This is a genomic window from Paraburkholderia sp. GAS41 (assembly GCF_050436545.1).
GTDB lineage: Bacteria > Pseudomonadota > Gammaproteobacteria > Burkholderiales > Burkholderiaceae > Paraburkholderia.
The window spans coordinates 160924-177944 of the sequence record NZ_JBNDMK010000012.1 but is presented as its reverse complement, the minus strand read 5'-3'; the positions used below and the strand labels follow the sequence as shown (position 1 = coordinate 177944).

Genomic DNA, 17021 nt, shown 5'->3' with positions numbered 1-17021 from the left:
TCCAGCCCAATGCACGACGGGCGCTACTCCATGTCAGGAATAGCGCCCGTCTAGTGGCGGCTCAAGTCACGCTCGAGCCCGTGCATGCTGCGTCAAGCATTCAATCAGCGTTGCGCGAGCGGCTTCGCTTCACGCGCCGTAGCGCCAACGAACAGCTGACGCGGACGGCCAATCTTCTGTTCCGGATCGGCGATCATTTCGTTCCACTGCGCAATCCAGCCCACCGTCCGTGCCATCGCGAAGATACACGTGAACATCGAGGTCGGAATGCCCAGAGCGCGCTGCACGATACCCGAGTAGAAATCCACGTTCGGGTACAGCTTGCGCGACACGAAGTATTCGTCTTCCAGCGCGATCTTTTCCAGCGCCATGGCCAGCTTGAACAGCGGGTCGTCGTGCAGACCCAGTTCTTCCAGCACTTCGTGGCAGGTTTCGCGCATCAGCTTTGCACGCGGGTCGTAGTTCTTGTAGACACGGTGACCGAAGCCCATCAGCTTCACGCCCGAATTCTTGTCCTTCACCTGCTTGATGAACTCAGGAATGTTGTCGACCGAGCCGATTTCTTCCAGCATGTTCAGCGCGGCTTCGTTCGCGCCGCCGTGTGCCGGGCCCCACAGGCAGGCAATACCGGCTGCGATACACGCAAACGGATTGGCGCCCGACGAACCGGCCAGACGCACCGTCGAAGTGGAAGCGTTCTGTTCGTGATCCGCGTGCAGGATCAGGATACGGTCCAGCGCGCGCACCAGCACGTCGTTGACCTTGTAGTCTTCCGCCGGATTCGCGAACATCATGCGCATGAAATTCGCGCTGTACGACAGCTCGTTCTTCGGATACACGAACGGCTGGCCGACCGTGTACTTATACGCCATGGCCACCAGCGTGGGCAGCTTGGCGATCATGCGGATCGCCGAGAGTTCGCGATGCTCGGGCTTGGTGATGTCGAGCGAGTCGTGATAGAACGCCGACAACGCGCCCACTGCCGCGACCAGAATCGCCATCGGGTGTGCGTCACGGCGGAAGCCGCGGAAGAAGAAATGCATCTGCTCGTGCACCATCGTGTGCTGCGTGACGGTTTTGACGAACTGTTCCTTCTGTTTGACGTTGGGCAGTTCGCCATTCAGCAGCAGGTAGCACGATTCGAGGAAGTCGGCATTCTGCGCGAGATTGTCGATCGGGTAGCCGCGATACAGCAACTCACCCTTGTCGCCGTCGATGTACGTAATGGCCGAGTTGCACGCCGCCGTCGACATGAAGCCGGGGTCGTAGGTGAACTTGCCGGTCTGGCCGTACAGCTTGCGGATGTCGATCACGTCCGGGCCAAGCGTGCCCTTGTAGACCGGCAGTTCGACGGTCTGGTCGCTGTCCGAAAACGTCAGCGTTGCGTGTGTCGTGGAGTCGTTCATTACGCTTTCCCTTTTACAAATTAGCCTGCATTCTACGGCTCCGGCGTCCATTCATTACTCCGGTTGCCAACAACAATCCATCTCTACCTTAGCAACATTCGTTGCGAATCGCCCTGCAACGGATTGCAGTTGCATTGCCCCGCACCCGCAGATTGGTCGGATCAATCCGCCAGCCAACTGAAAGCCAGCGCCGGGATCGCAACAATGTATTGCAAAGGGCATGCAGCGCAAGCGCGCGTCCTCTGCGATACTCACTGCGTGTCATGCTTCCCCTGCAAAAACACACCGCTGTCTTAGGCCCGCCGTTCGCGGCGGGCCTTTTTATCTAGTTAGAAGAACAGGACCAACAGATGAACGCCTCGCTCGAAACGCTGTTTCCGGATCTCAACCACACCGAAGACAGCATCGTCACCGCACTGAACCATCAGGACATCGTGGTGGCGTTGTCGGCGGCACTCAAGACGCAAAACGTCGCTGTGCTGCATATGTTATATCCGCGCACCGATGCGCGCACACATAGCAGCCTCGACGCGCTCGTCGCCAAGCTGCATGGCCACGGCCTGCACAAGGTCGCCGGACTGGTTGCCAATGAGGCGCACTATCTGGTGTTCAAGGAACCGGTGAAGGCATGGAAAGCCTTCCAGGAAATCCGCAACGACTCGCTCGCCATCGGCGTGCATCTGTACTACCACGGCCTCGTTGGCGAAGCAGCCGAACTCGCGCTCGACGCCGACGCCCATCGCAAGGCTTAACGCCACACCGCCGTTCAACCGCTGCCGTGCGACGAGTCCATTGCGGGCCCGCACGGTCCGCGATAGTCAACGTGGCCTGGCGTGCCTCGACGAATCAGCCTTGATGGGCACCGCTGACGCTGTGGATAAATTCGTCGATATAGCGATTGAATGCGGCAGGGTGCGCCAGATTCATGCCGTGCGATGCGCCGCGCACAGTCTCGCGCCGCGCGTCGGGCAACCATGCAGCTAGCGCCGTCGCGGTACGCCTGAACATGTCGGGACTCTTTTCGCCATCGATCAGCAAGACCGGGCAGCGCACGTCCGCAGTATCTTCCGGCGTATACGCCGGCAGCGGATCGCGGAACTGACGCGTCAACGTATGGGCGTTGTCCGTTGCCATCGTGCGAAATGCCTGGGTGCTGCGCGCCCAGAAACCGGGGCGGCTTACTGAATCGACGAACAGTTGCAGGCCCGCATCCACGTTCCCCTCTTCAATCAGCTGGGCGGCGCGCGCCCGCAGCGCATTGACCGTTTCAGGCAAGCGTGCGACCGGTCTTCCAGCGATCTGCAACGGTCCGCCAGGATCGGCGAGCGTCAATGTCCGCACATGCTGCGCATGGCGTCGCGCGCAGTGAAACGCCACGCAACCGCCGCGCGAATGACCCACCACGTGCGCGGGACCCGCCCCGAAGCGCTCGATAAATTCCGCCACTTCGTCAGCGTGATTGCTCCAGCTGAACGGCACGTCCGGCGGCGTATCGGTGACCGGCCAGTAGTGTGTGAGACTCACGGCGACACAGCGGTAGTGTTGCGCCATGCCGTCGAGTTGCGGCTGCCAGTAGCGGTAGTCGCACAATGAACCGTGCACGAACAACAGCAGTTCGCCCTCGCCTTCGACAACATAGGGCATGCGCAAGCCGTTCGATAGCTCGATGAACGACGGAGAGAAAAGGGGATCAGGATGAGTCACAGGTCGATTCGGGGACAACGCAGCGAGCGCCTGTCAGGCGTGCCGGATCTTCAAGGCTGCCGTGCCACGGCTTGCGCCTGAAGGTCCTCTGGGCCGCCGATCAGCGAATTAAAGCGGCATTGTCACACAGGTCGCGACACGCGCGCAGCGCAGCCAGCCTGATCGGCAAGGGCCTCCGGATGGCTCCGGATCATTCGTACACCAGATCGTCGAGCAAACCAGCTTCCGCAGCGGCCCCCGCACCGCGCACCGCGCAGGTGAGCGGCTCGTCGGCGATACGTACGCCGAGGCCGAGTTCAGCGGTCAGACGCCGTCCGAGGTTGGCGAGCAGCGCGCCGCCGCCCGTCAACACAATGCCGCTATCGGCGATATCCGTCACCAGTTCGGCCGGGGCGTTTTCGAGTGCCGCTTTCACGGCGCTGATCACCTGCCGCAACGGCCCGTCGATCGCGTCGGCGATATCGTGATTGTTGATTTCCACCGTGCGCGGCAGACCATCGTCGACGCTGCGGCCGGTCGCGTTCATGCGCTCCATGGGCACATCGCGCATGGCCGAACCGATGGTCTTTTTCACATGCTCCGCGGTTTGCTCGCCCAGCACCACGCCGTACAGCGTGCGCACATAGTTGACGATGGCAGCGTCGAACTGGTCGCCGCCGACGCGCACCGAGCCGCTATAGACCAGCCCGCCCAACGCGATCACGCCGACTTCCGTCGTGCCGCCGCCAATATCGACCACCATCGAGCCGGTGGCCGACGACACCGGCAAGCCCGCCCCCACCGCCGACGCCAGCGACTCGCCGATCAGGCTGACCTTCCAGGCACCCGCCGCCACCGCGGCTTCCTTGATAGCCCGGCGTTCGACCTGGGTCGCGCCCGCCGGCACACAGATGGTGAAAGCCGCCCGGCGGCCGAAGAACTGGCGCGGCCGCGCCATATCGACGAATTGCCGGATCATGTGCTCCGCAGCGGAAAAATTGGCGATCACGCCATGCCGCATGGGCCGCACGGTTTCGATATTGTTGGGCGCCCTGCCGAGCAGTTGCTTCGCCTCGCTGCCGACCGCCGCCACCCGCTTTTGCCCCGCCTCTCGCTCTTTCTGGAAACACACCACGGACGGCTGATTTAGCACGATGCCGCCGTCGTCGGTGTAGATCAGCGTATTGGCCGTGCCAAGGTCGACCGCCACGGTGTGACGGAACAGTCCCCTGAACAGTGAATGGTGCGGCTTCGGTCGGGCCATAGATAGGCTCTGCGTATGTCGTTGTCGCCCTTTGGGGGCGCTGCGGTGATTCCCCGTGCCGCTGATATCTCGCACGCGTGGCGGAGTGTGGCGAGACATGTATACGGCGCGCGTGATTTTCGCGCTAATGAACCATTAACGGCAAGCAGTTCAAATTCTTTAGGCCCACTTTATTTATTTCGGCATTTTTCAGGCGCGCTGCGTCCCGAATCCGCGAACCAGTGCATCGCGTCCAAGCACCAGACCATCCGTCGATATCGTATGACCAATACCTGGCAGTGCAAACGCTCCCACCGCGAAGCCCGCGTCGCTGAACGCATGGGCCGCGCGTTCGAGTTCAAGCACCGGAATCACCGGATCCTCGACGCCATGCACGAGCGTCAACGGCGTGCGTGCGTCCGTGGTGATGCCCGAGGCGAGCCGGCCCGAATACGCCACCACCGCCGCCGGTGCGTCCGCGCTCGTGGCGGCGTGATGCAGCGCCATCATCGAGCCCTGCGAGAAGCCGACCAATGCAAGCTGATCGAAAGCTAGCTGCCAGTATTCCAGTTCGGCGTCCAGCATCCGGCGCAGCGCCGGATAGGCATCGGCGACGCGGCCGATGCGATTGGTCTCGTTCACGTCGCGCAGGCTGAACCATTGCCGCCCGCAAAAGCCGCCGTCGAAGCGTTCGCTGCCGTCCAGCGACGTAAACGCGACCCCGGGCAGCGCCGCACGCCAGCTATCGGCGAGCGGCACCAGGTCTTGCGCATTGCTGCCGACGCCATGCAGCAACACCACCAGCGCGCGCGCCGGCGCATCGACGGGCGCGAGGCGCCAGCCGTGTTCGAATTGTTCCCATGCCATCGCAGTCGTTCTCCCTTTCGATTCCGTGTTCATGTCCCCGCTCACAGCCGGGAGCATACGCTGTCGGCTCTCTTTTTGGCGCCTTCGCCCCGCTGCCGCCTGCAGGCGCCGATTACCCTCGTGCGGGAATGCAGGTATGCTTTTGACAACCATTCGACCACTGCCCTGTGCCACCCAGCCTTGCCCGCACGGCCCGCAGGGCGCAATCGGCGTATCACTGCATGCACACCGCCGGCGATCCGCCCCGGCGCGGCGTCACCCCTGATCACTTTGCTCCGGAGTCCCGCTTGAGCCAGCCCGGTCCTGCGCCCGCATCGCCCTCGCCGCCAGCGCCACCACCGCCGCTCAAGGGCGGGCAGCTCATCCTCGCGACGATCGCCGTGGCGCTCGCCACCTTCATGAACGTCCTCGACACGTCGATCGCCAACGTCGCGATTCCGACCATCTCGGGCAATCTCGGCGTCTCGGTGGACGAAGGCACCTGGGTGATCACCGTATTCGCCGCGGCCAACGCCGTATCGATTCCGCTGACCGGCTGGCTCACCCAGCGCATTGGTCAGGTCAAGCTGTTCGTCGGCGCGATCCTGATGTTCGTGCTGTCGTCGTGGCTGTGCGGCATCGCGCCGACGCTGCCTATCCTGCTGGTTGCCCGGATCTTGCAAGGCGCCGTGGCGGGGCCGCTGATTCCGCTCTCACAAGCCATTCTGCTCGGCTCTTATCCCAAGGAAAAATCGTCGACGGCGCTGGCGCTCTGGGCCATGACCGCCACCGTCGGCCCGATCGCCGGCCCCGCACTGGGCGGCTGGATCACCGATAGCTACAGCTGGTCGTGGATTTTCTACATCAATATCCCGGTGGGTATCTTTGCGGCCGGGGTCACGTGGATGATCTACCGTACCCGCGAAACCGCCACCCGCAAACCGCCTATCGATGTAGTCGGACTCGGCCTGCTGGTGACGTGGGTTGCCTCGCTGCAGGTGATGCTCGACAAGGGCAAGGACCTCGACTGGTTTTCCTCGCCCGTGATCGTCATTCTCGGGATCACCGCAGTGATCAGTTTTGCGTTCTTCCTCGTCTGGGAACTGACCGAAGACAATCCGATCGTCGATCTGCGCCTGTTCACGCAGCGCAACTTCCTGGGCGGCACGATTGCCATTTCAGTGGCCTACGGCGTGTTCTTCGGCAACCTCGTGCTGCTGCCGCAATGGATGCAGGAATATCTGAACTACCGTTCCGTCGACGCCGGCCTCGTGACCGCACCGCTCGGCGTGTTCGCGGTGATTCTCGCGCCGGTCATGGGCCGGGTTCTGCCGCGCTCGGACGCCCGCATTATCGCGACGCTCGCTTTTATCGGCTTTGCGATCGTGTTCTATATGCGCTCGCGCTACGTGATCGAAATCGACACCTGGCATCTGGTGCTCCCCACGCTGCTGCAAGGTATTCCGATGGCGCTGTTCTTCGTGCCGCTGACGGCGATCATCCTGTCCGGTCAGCCGCCGAACAAGATCCCGGCTGCGGCGGGTCTGTCGAATTTCGCGCGGGTGTTCTGCGGCGCGGTGGGGACCTCCATTGCCGGCAACGAGTGGAACAATCGCACCGTACTGCACCACGCGCGGCTGACGGAACAGGCCACGATCAACAATCCGCTGTTCAACCAGCAGATGGATTCGACTCAGGCGCTGCTGCAACTGAACCGCCAGTCCTCGCATGCGCTGTTCGATTTCACAGTCAACACGCAGGCCGCGATGATGGGGTTGAACGATATCTTCTTCGTGTCGGCGATCATCTTTATCCTGATCATTCCGCTCATCTGGATCACCCGGCCGTCCAAGGGCGGCGGCGGAGCGGACGCGGCCGGCGCGCATTGAATGCATGAGCGAGCGTGCGGCAGCACTCCACGCGGCTCGCCATTCAGCGTGGCTAGCCAGTAAAATCGCGGCTTCCACGCTCGTCCACGCTCATGAACTATCAAGGCATCCTCGAACAGATCCATCACGATCTGCAGCCCTGTCTGGGAACCGGCCGTGTGGCCGACTATATTCCCGAGCTGGCAAACGTCCCGGCCAACAGCTTCGGCATGGCCATCGTCACGCCGACCGGCGAGGTGTTTCGCACCGGCCAGGCTGATACGCGCTTTTCGATCCAGAGTATTTCCAAGCTGTTTGCCTGCACCATGGCGTTCCGGCTGCTTGGCGACGACCTGTGGAAACGCGTCGGCCGCGAACCGTCTGGCACGCCGTTCAATTCGCTGGTGCAGCTCGAAGCGGAGCAAGGCAAACCGCGCAATCCGTTTATCAACGCTGGCGCGCTCGTCGTCACTGACGTGCTGTGCCGCCGCTTCGTGCGGGCCGAGACCGCGCTGGTGGAATTCATGCGCCGGCTGACCGGCGAGGTCACGATCGACTACGACGCGCGCGTCGCCCAATCGGAGCTGCAAAATGCGGATCGCAACCAGGCCATGGCGCATTTCATTGCGAGCTTCGGCAATATGGAAATGCCCGTTCACGGCGTGGTCGAAGCGTATTGCCGGCAATGCGCGATTTCGATGAGTTGCGTCGAACTGGCGAAGGCTGCGCTATTTCTGAGTAATGGCGGGGTCGTGCCGTCGACCGGCGAGCGCATCCTCGATAGCAGTTCAACCAAGCGTCTGTCGGCTCTCATGCTGACATGCGGCACCTATGACGCGGCGGGGGATTTTGTTTATCGCGTGGGGCTGCCGGCCAAAAGCGGCGTGGGCGGCGGCATTGTCGCGGTGCTGCCGGGAGAGATGACGGTGTGCGTGTGGTCGCCGGGGCTCGATTCGAACGGCAACTCTCTGGTCGGCGCCCAGGCCCTGGAACGGCTGACGTCGCTGACCGGGCGTTCGATCTTCTAGGCGAGCCGGATAAAAGCCCCGCTTGAACTTAACCGGGCGCGCGCCTGCCCCACGCTCTCACATCACCGACCAGCCAAGGCCCCGGACATTGCGGATCAGCGATTGCCCGTATTTCTTCCGGATCGCATGGATCAATACATCGACCGAGTTGCTTTCAACCTCTCTGCCCCAGCCGTACAGCCGGTCTTCGAGTTGGCTACGCGAAAGCACGGCGCCACGACGTTCGAGCAAGGCATGCATCAGCGTGAATTCACGCGCCGACAGCGATGACTCGCAACCCTGCAACAGAAGCGTGCGCCTGTCGAGATCAAGGCCCAGCGATTCGTCGCCGATTCTAGAGGTCGCATAGCCCGTCGCGCGTCGTAGAATTGCGCGAATTCGCGCCAGTAACTCGCGCATGACAATGGGTTTGAGTACGCAGTCGTCGGCGCCGGTATCCAGACCACGGGCATGAGCTTCCGGATCATCGTGTGCGCTAAGGAGTACGACGGGAACCTTGTTGCCCGCATCGCGCGATGCCTTTAACAACGCCATGCCGCCCGTGCCCGGAAGATGCAGATTGAGCAGCACGACCGCGTAATGGCTTGCGGTGATTGCAAGGCTGGCAGCACGGCCGTCCCGTACCCAGTCGACGTTGTATTCCGCATCTCTCAAAGCGCAAAAAAGCCCTTGACCTGTAGGCAGGTCATTTTCAGCCAGTAGTACTCGCATGTCTCTCTCGATGTTGTTGCCCCAGGCGGCCCTTTATTGGGTTGTGAACGCCATTGGGATGAATACCCCCCGTTTCTTTGGTACAACGATCTATTTTTTGAAGTTCTGGATGGCCGCTCAGGATCACCTTGCGCTGCCGGCTTACGAGAGTCGTTGTGCCACCTCAATCTTTCCAGTGGAAATATTAAATTGGATTCGTCACCGCGTCAACATCTTTCCAGTGTGCAATTCAGATGAGCGCAAACCAGAGGGCGACCCCTGGTCTCCCGATCGCAAATCGGTGTGCGACAATCATCAAGTCTCGCGACGGGGAAAACCGCCAGCCCCTCAGGGGCGACTCCCCTCAGTTGACAATAGCATTACGCGCGATTGCGGAAATCGAAGGCTCATTCCTTTCTTTGTGAAAGAACCGTCCTTTCTAACTGACAGCACGAGTGTTCTCCATGGCAGAGGATTCCGGGTACATGTTAGAGGCGCTTCGCGAGGAGGCGGACTTCACGCTCTATCGCGGCAGAGCGCTCGGCAATCCGGCGCCGATCCTGGCGCTCGCAGTCGCCACTCAACACCCATCGCCTGACAGCCTCCAGCGGCTCGAACACGAATGGTCGCTAGCGGCCGAACTCGATGCGGCATGGGCGGCACAGCCGCTGGCGCTGACTCGTTATCAGGGGCGCGCGGCCCTCATTCTTAAGGACCCCGGCGGCGAACCTCTCGATGGGTTGATCAACCAGCACAAGGGTCGTCCGATCGATCTGACGCGCTTCCTGCGCATCGCCATCGGTCTGGCGGCGGCGCTCGGTCAGGCCCACCGGCAAGGCCTGATCCATAAGGACCTCAAACCTGCGAACCTCCTGGTCGACGCTTCCGGTCACGTGTGGCTCACCGGCTTCGGCATCGCGTCGCGACTGCTGCGCGAGCGTCAGCCGCCTGTGCCGCCGGAGATGGTCGCAGGCACGCTCGCCTATATGGCGCCTGAGCAGACCGGCCGGATGAATCGCTCGATCGATTCCCGCAGCGACCTCTACGCTGTGGGCGTCACCTTCTATCAAATGCTGACGGGCAATCTCCCGTTTACCGCCGCCGATCCGCTGGAGTGGGTGCATTGCCACATCGCGCGTCAGCCAATAGCGCCCGCGAATTACGGCGTGGTTCCGGAGCCACTATCCGCCATCGTCATGAAGCTGCTCGCGAAAAACGCGGAGGAGCGATATCAGACCGCGGCCGGCCTCGAGCGCGATCTTCGGGAGTGCCTGGTGCAATGGCAGTCGTATGGCCGCATCGATACATTTCCTCTCGCCGTGCATGACTTGTCGGACCGCGGGTTGATAGCCGAAAAGCTGTACGGGAGGGAGCGCGAGTCCGGCAGTCTGCTTGCGGCGTTCGATCGTGTCGTGGCCGGCGGAAGGCCGGAGTGTGTTCTCGTCTCTGGATCCGCCGGCATTGGCAAATCCACTGTCGTTACTGGGCTGCACAAATGTCTGGTACCGACCCGTGGATTATTGGTGGCAGGCAAGTCCGATCAATACAAACGAGACATTCCTTACGCCACGCTAGCGCAAGCTTTCCAAAGCCTGATCCACCCCTTGCTGGGTCAACCCGAGGTCGAGCTGAGCAAGTGGCGAGATGACCTTCGTTGGGCGTTGAGCCCGAATGGCGCCCTGCTCGTAGACCTGGTTCCAGAACTGACGCTGATCATAGGAGAGCAGCCACCGGTTCCTTCCTTGCCGCCGCAAGTGGCGAAGACCCGGTCGCACCTTGCGTTTCGGCGGTTTATCAGCATTTTCGCGCGCCCCGCACATCCGCTTGCCCTGTTTTTCGACGATCTGCAGTGGCTCGATGCGGCAACGCTCGACTTTCTGGAAAATTTGCTGATCCAGCAGGACCTGACCCACCTGCTTGTGATCGGGGCTTATCGGGACGATGAGGTCGATGCGGCGCATCCGTTGATGCGAAAGCTGTCAGCCGTCCGCGAAGCCGAAGGAGCCGTTCACGAGGTCCGCCTGACGCCACTCGCCCCCGATGACCTGGCACACCTGATTGCGGACAGCCTTCATTGTGATGCGCAGCGTGCCATGCTTCTGGCGCAACTCATCCACGAGAAGACTGGCGGCAATCCGTTTTTTGCCACTCAATTTATCCGTGCCCTGGTTGAGGAAAAGCTGATTGCTTTCGAGCATGGAAGTGCACAGTGGCGTTGGGATCTGGATGTCATTCATACCAGAGGCTTTACCGACAATGTCGTGGACCTGATGGTGGCGAAGCACAAGAGGCTTCCGGTTGCGACGCAGATCGCACTCCAGCAACTTGCCTGCATTGGAAACAGCGCCGAAGCCGCCACACTTTCTACTGTTCTTGGAACATCCGGTCAGGAGACCGAAGCGGTACTGCGGGAAGCGCTTTACGCGGAGCTGATTGTCAGCGCGAGCGGGTCCTATCGGTTCGTGCATGACCGCATACAGGAAGCGGCCTATTCCCTTCCTGCGCAAGAAGCGCGCGCAGAGGCTCACCTACGCATTGGGCGACAGCTCAACGCCCACCTTCGACCCGAAAGGCGTGAGGAGGCAATATTCGAGATCGTCAATCAGCTCAACCGTGGCGCCGAGCTCATTACTGCGGACAATGAGCGCTGCCAGTTGGCCGAACTCAACCTGATCGCCAGCAAGCGAGCCAAGGCTTCTACCGCCTACGCCTCAGCGCTTCATTACGCCATCGCGGGCGCAACCCTTTTGACGAATGACAGTTGGCAGAGTCGCCACGATCTTGTCTTCCAGATGGAGTTGCAGAAGACCGAATGCGAGTTCCTGACTGGGGAAGTCGCCGTCGCTGCAAAGCGTTTGGACATACTGCGACCGCGTGCCGCGGACACCATCGAGGCGGCGTCCGCCACGTGCCTTGCGATGGATATTTATATGACGCTCGGTCAGGTCGACCTTGCAGTCTCCACTTGCCTCGACTATATGCGCCGTGTGGGTATCGACTGGCCACGTCATCCAACGGAGGAAGCGGTACGACGCGAATACGAGCAAATCTGGCGACAACTCGGGAGTCGCCAGATCGAAGAGATCATTGACCTCCCCCTGATCAGCGACCCCGCATCGATCGCGACGCTGGATGTTCTGACGAAGGTGTCGATTCCCGCAGGGTTCGCGAACCGGAATCTTCATGCCCTGGTGATTTGCCGAGCCGTTAGTCTCAGCATCGTGCAGGGTAACAACCACGGCTCGTGCAGGAGCTACGTCGACTTCAGCATCATCGCGGGGCACAGGTTCGGTGATTACAAGAACGCCTTTCGGTTTGCCCAGCTCGGCTATGACCTGATCGAGAGGCACGGCCTGAAGCGCTTCCAGGCCGCTACGTATCATGCATTTGCCTATTGCACCATGCCCTGGATGAAACATCTGCTGGCTTGCTGTAGCGTAATGCGCCGGACGCTCGACGTGGCAACAACGGCAGGTGACCTGACCATTGCTGCATACAGTCATCTCTGCCTGAACAGACTGCTTTTCGCGGCCGGAGGCTCGCTCGACGATCTGCAAAGGGAAGCCGAGGATAGCCTTGCTTTCGCGCGGAAGGCGAAGTTCGGCATCGTCGTTGACATGACGCGTCCCCAACTGGCGCTGATCCGAACACTCAGGGGCCTGACGACACCATTCGGCTCCTTCGAGCATGCAACGTTCGACGAAACAGCGTTCGTGCGCGATCTGGATAGCCACCCTCCGATGGTCCGTTCCTGCTACTGGATCCGAAAACTGCAGGCGTACTTTCATGCAGGCGAGTTTGCTTCAGCGGTTGACGCCTCATTGAAGGCCCGCTCGCTGCTTTCGATTTCGCCAGGTTTCGAGGTGGCCGAGTATGAGTTCTACGGTGCGCTTGCCCGTGCGGCGTGCTGCGATTCTGCAACAAGAGGCCAACGGGGCGAACATCTGGATGCGCTCGAAGCCCACTACAAACAACTCGAAATATGGGCGGAACATTGCCCCGAGAACTTCGCCAATCGCCTCGCGCTGGCAGGTGCGGAAATCGCCCGCATCGAAGGCCGCGCGCTGCACGCCGAACAGCTTTACGAAGATGCGATCCATTCCGCCCAAGCGCATGGGTTCATCCACAATGAAGCGCTTGCCAACGAGGTCGCCGCACGCTTCTACGCGGCGCGCGGCTTCGCGACCGTTGCCAACGCCTATCTCCGCAACGCGCGGAATTGTTACGAGCGGTGGGGCGCCGACGGCAAGGTCAGACAGCTCGACGCGCGCCATCCGGGGCTGTCCGTGGCGGATGCGCGTGGCATGGGCAGAACACCGCCATCACCGGATCAGCCCATCGACGTCACCGCCCTGGTGAAGGCATCGCAGACGCTGTCGGGAGAAATGCTCCTGCCCCGCCTGATCGAGCGGCTCATGACGATCGCCTTGCAGAATGCGGGCGCCGAGCGGGGGTTGTTGATCCTGATGCGGGACGGTGAGCCGCGAATCGAAGCGGAGGCCTTCACGAATCTGGGCAAGATCGAGATTGCGGCGCGCCGCGCGACGATCACGCCACTGGATCTGCCTCAGTCCGTACTGCATTACGCGATGCGGACGCAGCAGCACGTGCTCCTCGACGATGCGTCTTCCGACGAGCTCTATTCACAGGACGAATATGTGCAGCGCAGACGCTCCAGATCCGTCCTCTTTCTGCCGATCGTCAAGCAGGCGAAAATGGTCGGCGTACTCTATCTGGAGAACAATCTGACTCTGGGTGCTTTCACCCCGGAACGGATGACCATGCTGCTGTTGCTGGCCTCGCAAGCCGCCATTTCACTGGAGAATGCGCACCTCTATTCGGATCTGCAACTGCAGGCCGGACTGCTGCAGCGACTTCCTGTCTCTGCGTGGACACTCAATCCCGATGGCACACCCGACTTCGTGAATCAGGTCTGGCTCGACTACTCCGGACAGACGCTCGATTTTGTCCGCTCGAATCCGGAGGCCTGGATGACCGCAGTCCACCCCGAGGATCGCGAAGCGGCATCGCTGGCGTTTTGGGCCGGTGTGCGCGCGGGACGTGGATTCGCCATCGAAACCCGCTCGCTGCGCGCGCAGGACGGATGCTATCGCTGGCATCTCCAGCAAGCTGTGCCCATGCGCGATGCGGATGGAAAGGTTCTGAAATTCCTTGGCACTACGACCGACATCAACGAGCAGAAGTGTGCCGAAGACGCGCTACGTCAGGCGCAAGCCGATCTCGCACGGATCAACCGGGCGACCACCATGGGAGAGTTGGCCGCTTCCCTCGCTCATGAAATCACCCAGCCCATTACAGGTGCGATCGCCAATGCGAGCGCGTGTCTGCGATGGCTCGATCGCGACGAGCCCGATCTGGACGAAACGCGCTCGGCAGTCACCAATATTGTACGAGACGGACAACGTGCCAGCCAGATCATCGCCAGGCTCCGCACACAATTCGAAAAGGGTTCCCTGCATCAGGAAGCCGTCGAAGTCAGCGAGATCGTGCGGGAAACCGTGGGCCTCCTGCATGGCGAGGCAGCGCGATACGACATATCGGTGCGCACCGATCTGGCAGCCGGGCTTCCGCAGATTATCGGAGACCGCGTGCAATTGCAGCAGGTCGCGATGAACCTGATTGTCAACAGCATCGAAGCGATGAAGAATGTCGATGGCATCCGGGAGATGGTCATCCGCTCGCAGCAGGCCGAAAACGGGCAGATTCTCGTGTCCGTCTGCGATACCGGCATGGGCGTTCCGCCCCAGCTCGCAGAACAGATTTTCGATCCGTTCTTTACAACGAAGTCCCACGGTACCGGCATGGGGCTTCGCATCAGCCGTTCGATCGTCGAGTCGCACGGCGGAAGGTTATGGGCCAGCGCGGCGCCCGTGCGGGGCGCGGTGTTTCAGTTCACCTTGCCTGTTGCCGCTGCTGAGCGTCATTAGTATGGTTTAAGTTCGATTCCTGAAATCGTCGGAGACAATTTCATGAAAACACTACGTTCTTTTTCGGCTGGCGCGACGGTTTTCATTGCGCTGGCGTCGGGTGTCGTATCAGCAGAAACGGTGAAAATCGCGTTTATCGACCCGTTGTCGGGCCTGATGGGTTCGCTCGGCAGCAATGAACTCAAAAGCTGGCAATATATTGCCGAGGTCGCCAATCAGCAGGACTGGGGCGGCGGCCAGAAATTCGAAGTGGTCGGATTCGACAACAAGCTGTCGCCGCAGGAAAGCCTCACTATTCTCAATGAGGTTGCCGATCAGGGCATCCGCTATATCGTGCAGGGAAACGGTTCGTCAGTGGGCCTGGCGCTCGAGGACGCGGTGTCCAAATTCAACGAACGCAATCCCGGCAAGGAAATCATCTACCTCAACTATGCGGCGATCGATCCGGGCATGACCAATAGCAAATGCGACTATTGGCACTTCCGTTTCGACGCCAACGTCGACATGAAGATGGAGGCGTTGACCACTTTTCTCGCCAAAGATCCGAACGTCAAGAAGGTCTACCTGATTAATCAGGATTACTCCTTTGGTCATGACGTATCGAGCACCGCGCGCGAATACCTCAAGCGCAAGCGTCCGGATATCCAGATCGTAGGCGACGATTTTCACCCATTGGCACAGGTCAAGGATTTCTCGCCCTATGCGAGCAAGATCAAGGCGTCCGGCGCCGATACCATCATCACGGGTAACTGGGGCAGCGACCTCGCGCTGCTCATCAAGGCGGGCAAAGACGCCGGCGTGACCGCCGATTATTTCACCTACTACGCAAACACGACCGGCGTGCCGACTGCCATGGGCGCAGCAGGCGCCGGGCACGTCAGGTATGTCGCCTATATGGGCGCGAATACCAAAGGCAATCCTCCGCAAGCCGGTCAGATCATGGACGGCTTCAAGAAGAAATATGACGACGATTTCTTCGTCATGGCCGCTTATACCAGCATCGCCATGGTGAGCCAGGCGTTCAAGGAAACGAAATCGACGGATCCGGTCAAGGTGGCCAAGGCGCTCGAAGGCATGAAGGTCGAAAGTCTGAACGGCATCGTCGAAATGCGCGCCTCCGATCACCAGTTGCAACAGCCTCTCGTGATCGCGACCTGGGTCAAGGCGGATGGTAAGGACATCAAATATGACCAGGAAAATACCGGCTATGGCTGGCGCACCGATGCCGTGCTGGACGCGGCCGCTGCGGCACAGCCGACCACTTGCCAGATGAAGCGTCCGAACTAGACGAGGACGCATGAAATTTTTCCAACCCGACGGGAGCGCGATGTGACGAGTCACCAGCGGATCATGCGAATCATCAGGCGACTCGCACTCGTCGCACTCGCGCTGTCAGGCCTCTGGTCCGGTGCTCCAACATGGGCCGACGACAACGCCACGGCGCTTAAAGACAAGTACACCACGCTCGCGCCGCAACTCAGTTCGAACGTGTTTCATCGCCCGATTCATCTGGACTCGCAAGAAACGCAGAACAGCTTGAAGGGCGACATTTATGCCGTCGTCGATTATCCGTTCGCGACCGTCAACAGCGCCTTCAACGATCCGCAGCAAGGCCCGGCGAACTGGTGCGAAGTCCTGATCCTTCACCTCAACACGAAGTACTGCCATGCCACTTCAGGCAGCAACGGCGCGATCATCAGCATGAACGTCGGCAAGAAGACGGAACAGGAACTCAGCGACACGTCCCGCGTGCAGTTCAATTACCGTTCGGTGGCAACGAGTCCCGACTACTTCCAGGTGGATCTCAGCGCGGCCGAGGGACCGCTTAGCACGAAGGACTATCGCATCGTGCTGGAAGCCGTCGATATCGGCAAAGGGCGCACCTTCCTGCATCTCACGTATTCGTATGGATTCGGCATGGCAGGACGGCTCGCCATGAAGACCTATCTCGCCACCATCGGCAGTGCGAAAGTCGGCTTTACGCAGGCGTCCAATGGCGATTACATCGGCGGTGTGCGCGGCCTCGTCGAGCGCAATACCATGCGCTATTACCTCGCCATCGACGCCTATCTCGGTTCGCTGGCCGTGCCGGCGGACAAGCGCGTCGATCAACGCTTCGCAACATGGTTCGATGCCACCGAGCAGTATCCACGCCAATTGCATGAACTGGACCGGCAAGCGTATCTGCAGATGAAAAAGAACGAGTACCAGCGCCAGCAAACCGCGCAATAAAAACATGACGATCATCATGCGCGTCTACGCTGTGCTAAATGCGAGCGCGAACCATGCGCCGCGCGCACGAAACAGCC

General features: G+C 60.7%; 11 protein-coding genes. 6 read left to right on the top strand and 5 right to left on the bottom strand.

Going from position 1 to position 17021, the window contains the following annotated elements; all coding sequences use genetic code 11:
* Positions 1–104: 104 nt before the first annotated feature.
* Positions 105–1406, bottom strand: coding sequence for a citrate synthase (gltA, locus tag P3T43_RS18485; protein ID WP_429282480.1), 1302 nt, complete (start codon positions 1404–1406; stop codon positions 105–107).
* 350 nt (positions 1407–1756) lie between these two features.
* Here gltA and P3T43_RS18480 point away from each other — a divergent pair, with 350 nt between their 5' ends.
* The gene (locus P3T43_RS18480; RefSeq protein ID WP_429282479.1) at positions 1757–2158 is read left to right on the top strand and encodes a hypothetical protein; all 402 of its coding nucleotides are present in this window, start codon (positions 1757–1759) and stop codon (positions 2156–2158) included.
* 94 nt (positions 2159–2252) lie between these two features.
* Here the strand turns inward: P3T43_RS18480 and P3T43_RS18475 are convergent, their stop codons facing one another.
* The 3 genes from P3T43_RS18475 to P3T43_RS18465 form a co-directional block, all read right to left on the bottom strand.
* On the bottom strand, positions 2253–3050 hold the full coding sequence (locus P3T43_RS18475) for an alpha/beta fold hydrolase (protein ID WP_429282507.1): 798 nt from the start codon (positions 3048–3050) through the stop codon (positions 2253–2255).
* A 250-nt stretch (positions 3051–3300) separates the two neighbouring features.
* Positions 3301–4353, bottom strand: coding sequence for a rod shape-determining protein (locus P3T43_RS18470; RefSeq protein ID WP_429282478.1), 1053 nt, complete (start codon positions 4351–4353; stop codon positions 3301–3303).
* Between the two features lie 189 nt (positions 4354–4542).
* Positions 4543–5199, bottom strand: a complete 657-nt coding sequence (locus P3T43_RS18465) for an alpha/beta hydrolase (protein ID WP_429282477.1) — start codon at positions 5197–5199, stop codon at positions 4543–4545.
* Positions 5200–5486: 287 nt separating this feature from the next.
* On the opposite strand from P3T43_RS18465, the gene P3T43_RS18460 reads away from it, so the two are divergent.
* Both P3T43_RS18460 and P3T43_RS18455 read left to right on the top strand, forming a co-directional pair.
* Positions 5487–7067, top strand: coding sequence for a DHA2 family efflux MFS transporter permease subunit (locus tag P3T43_RS18460; protein ID WP_429282476.1), 1581 nt, complete (start codon positions 5487–5489; stop codon positions 7065–7067).
* A gap of 92 nt (positions 7068–7159) precedes the next feature.
* Complete coding sequence (locus P3T43_RS18455) at positions 7160–8074, top strand: glutaminase (RefSeq protein ID WP_429282475.1); 915 nt, start codon at positions 7160–7162, stop codon at positions 8072–8074.
* 57 nt (positions 8075–8131) lie between these two features.
* Here the strand turns inward: P3T43_RS18455 and P3T43_RS18450 are convergent, their stop codons facing one another.
* Positions 8132–8785 carry a response regulator transcription factor gene (locus P3T43_RS18450; RefSeq protein ID WP_429282474.1) on the bottom strand — a complete coding sequence of 218 codons (654 nt, stop codon included), beginning with the start codon at positions 8783–8785 and terminating at the stop codon, positions 8132–8134.
* 443 nt (positions 8786–9228) lie between these two features.
* On the opposite strand from P3T43_RS18450, the gene P3T43_RS18445 reads away from it, so the two are divergent.
* The 3 genes from P3T43_RS18445 (at position 9229) to P3T43_RS18435 (ending at position 16944) form a co-directional block, all read left to right on the top strand.
* Positions 9229–14712 (top strand): AAA family ATPase, encoded by a 5484-nt coding sequence (locus tag P3T43_RS18445; protein ID WP_429282473.1) that lies wholly within the window; start codon positions 9229–9231, stop codon positions 14710–14712.
* A gap of 42 nt (positions 14713–14754) precedes the next feature.
* Positions 14755–15999: a branched-chain amino acid ABC transporter substrate-binding protein gene (locus tag P3T43_RS18440; protein ID WP_429282472.1), complete on the top strand. Its 1245-nt coding sequence runs from the start codon at positions 14755–14757 to the stop codon at positions 15997–15999.
* Between the two features lie 63 nt (positions 16000–16062).
* The gene (locus tag P3T43_RS18435) at positions 16063–16944 is read left to right on the top strand and encodes a hypothetical protein (protein ID WP_429282471.1); all 882 of its coding nucleotides are present in this window, start codon (positions 16063–16065) and stop codon (positions 16942–16944) included.
* Positions 16945–17021: the final 77 nt, after the last annotated feature.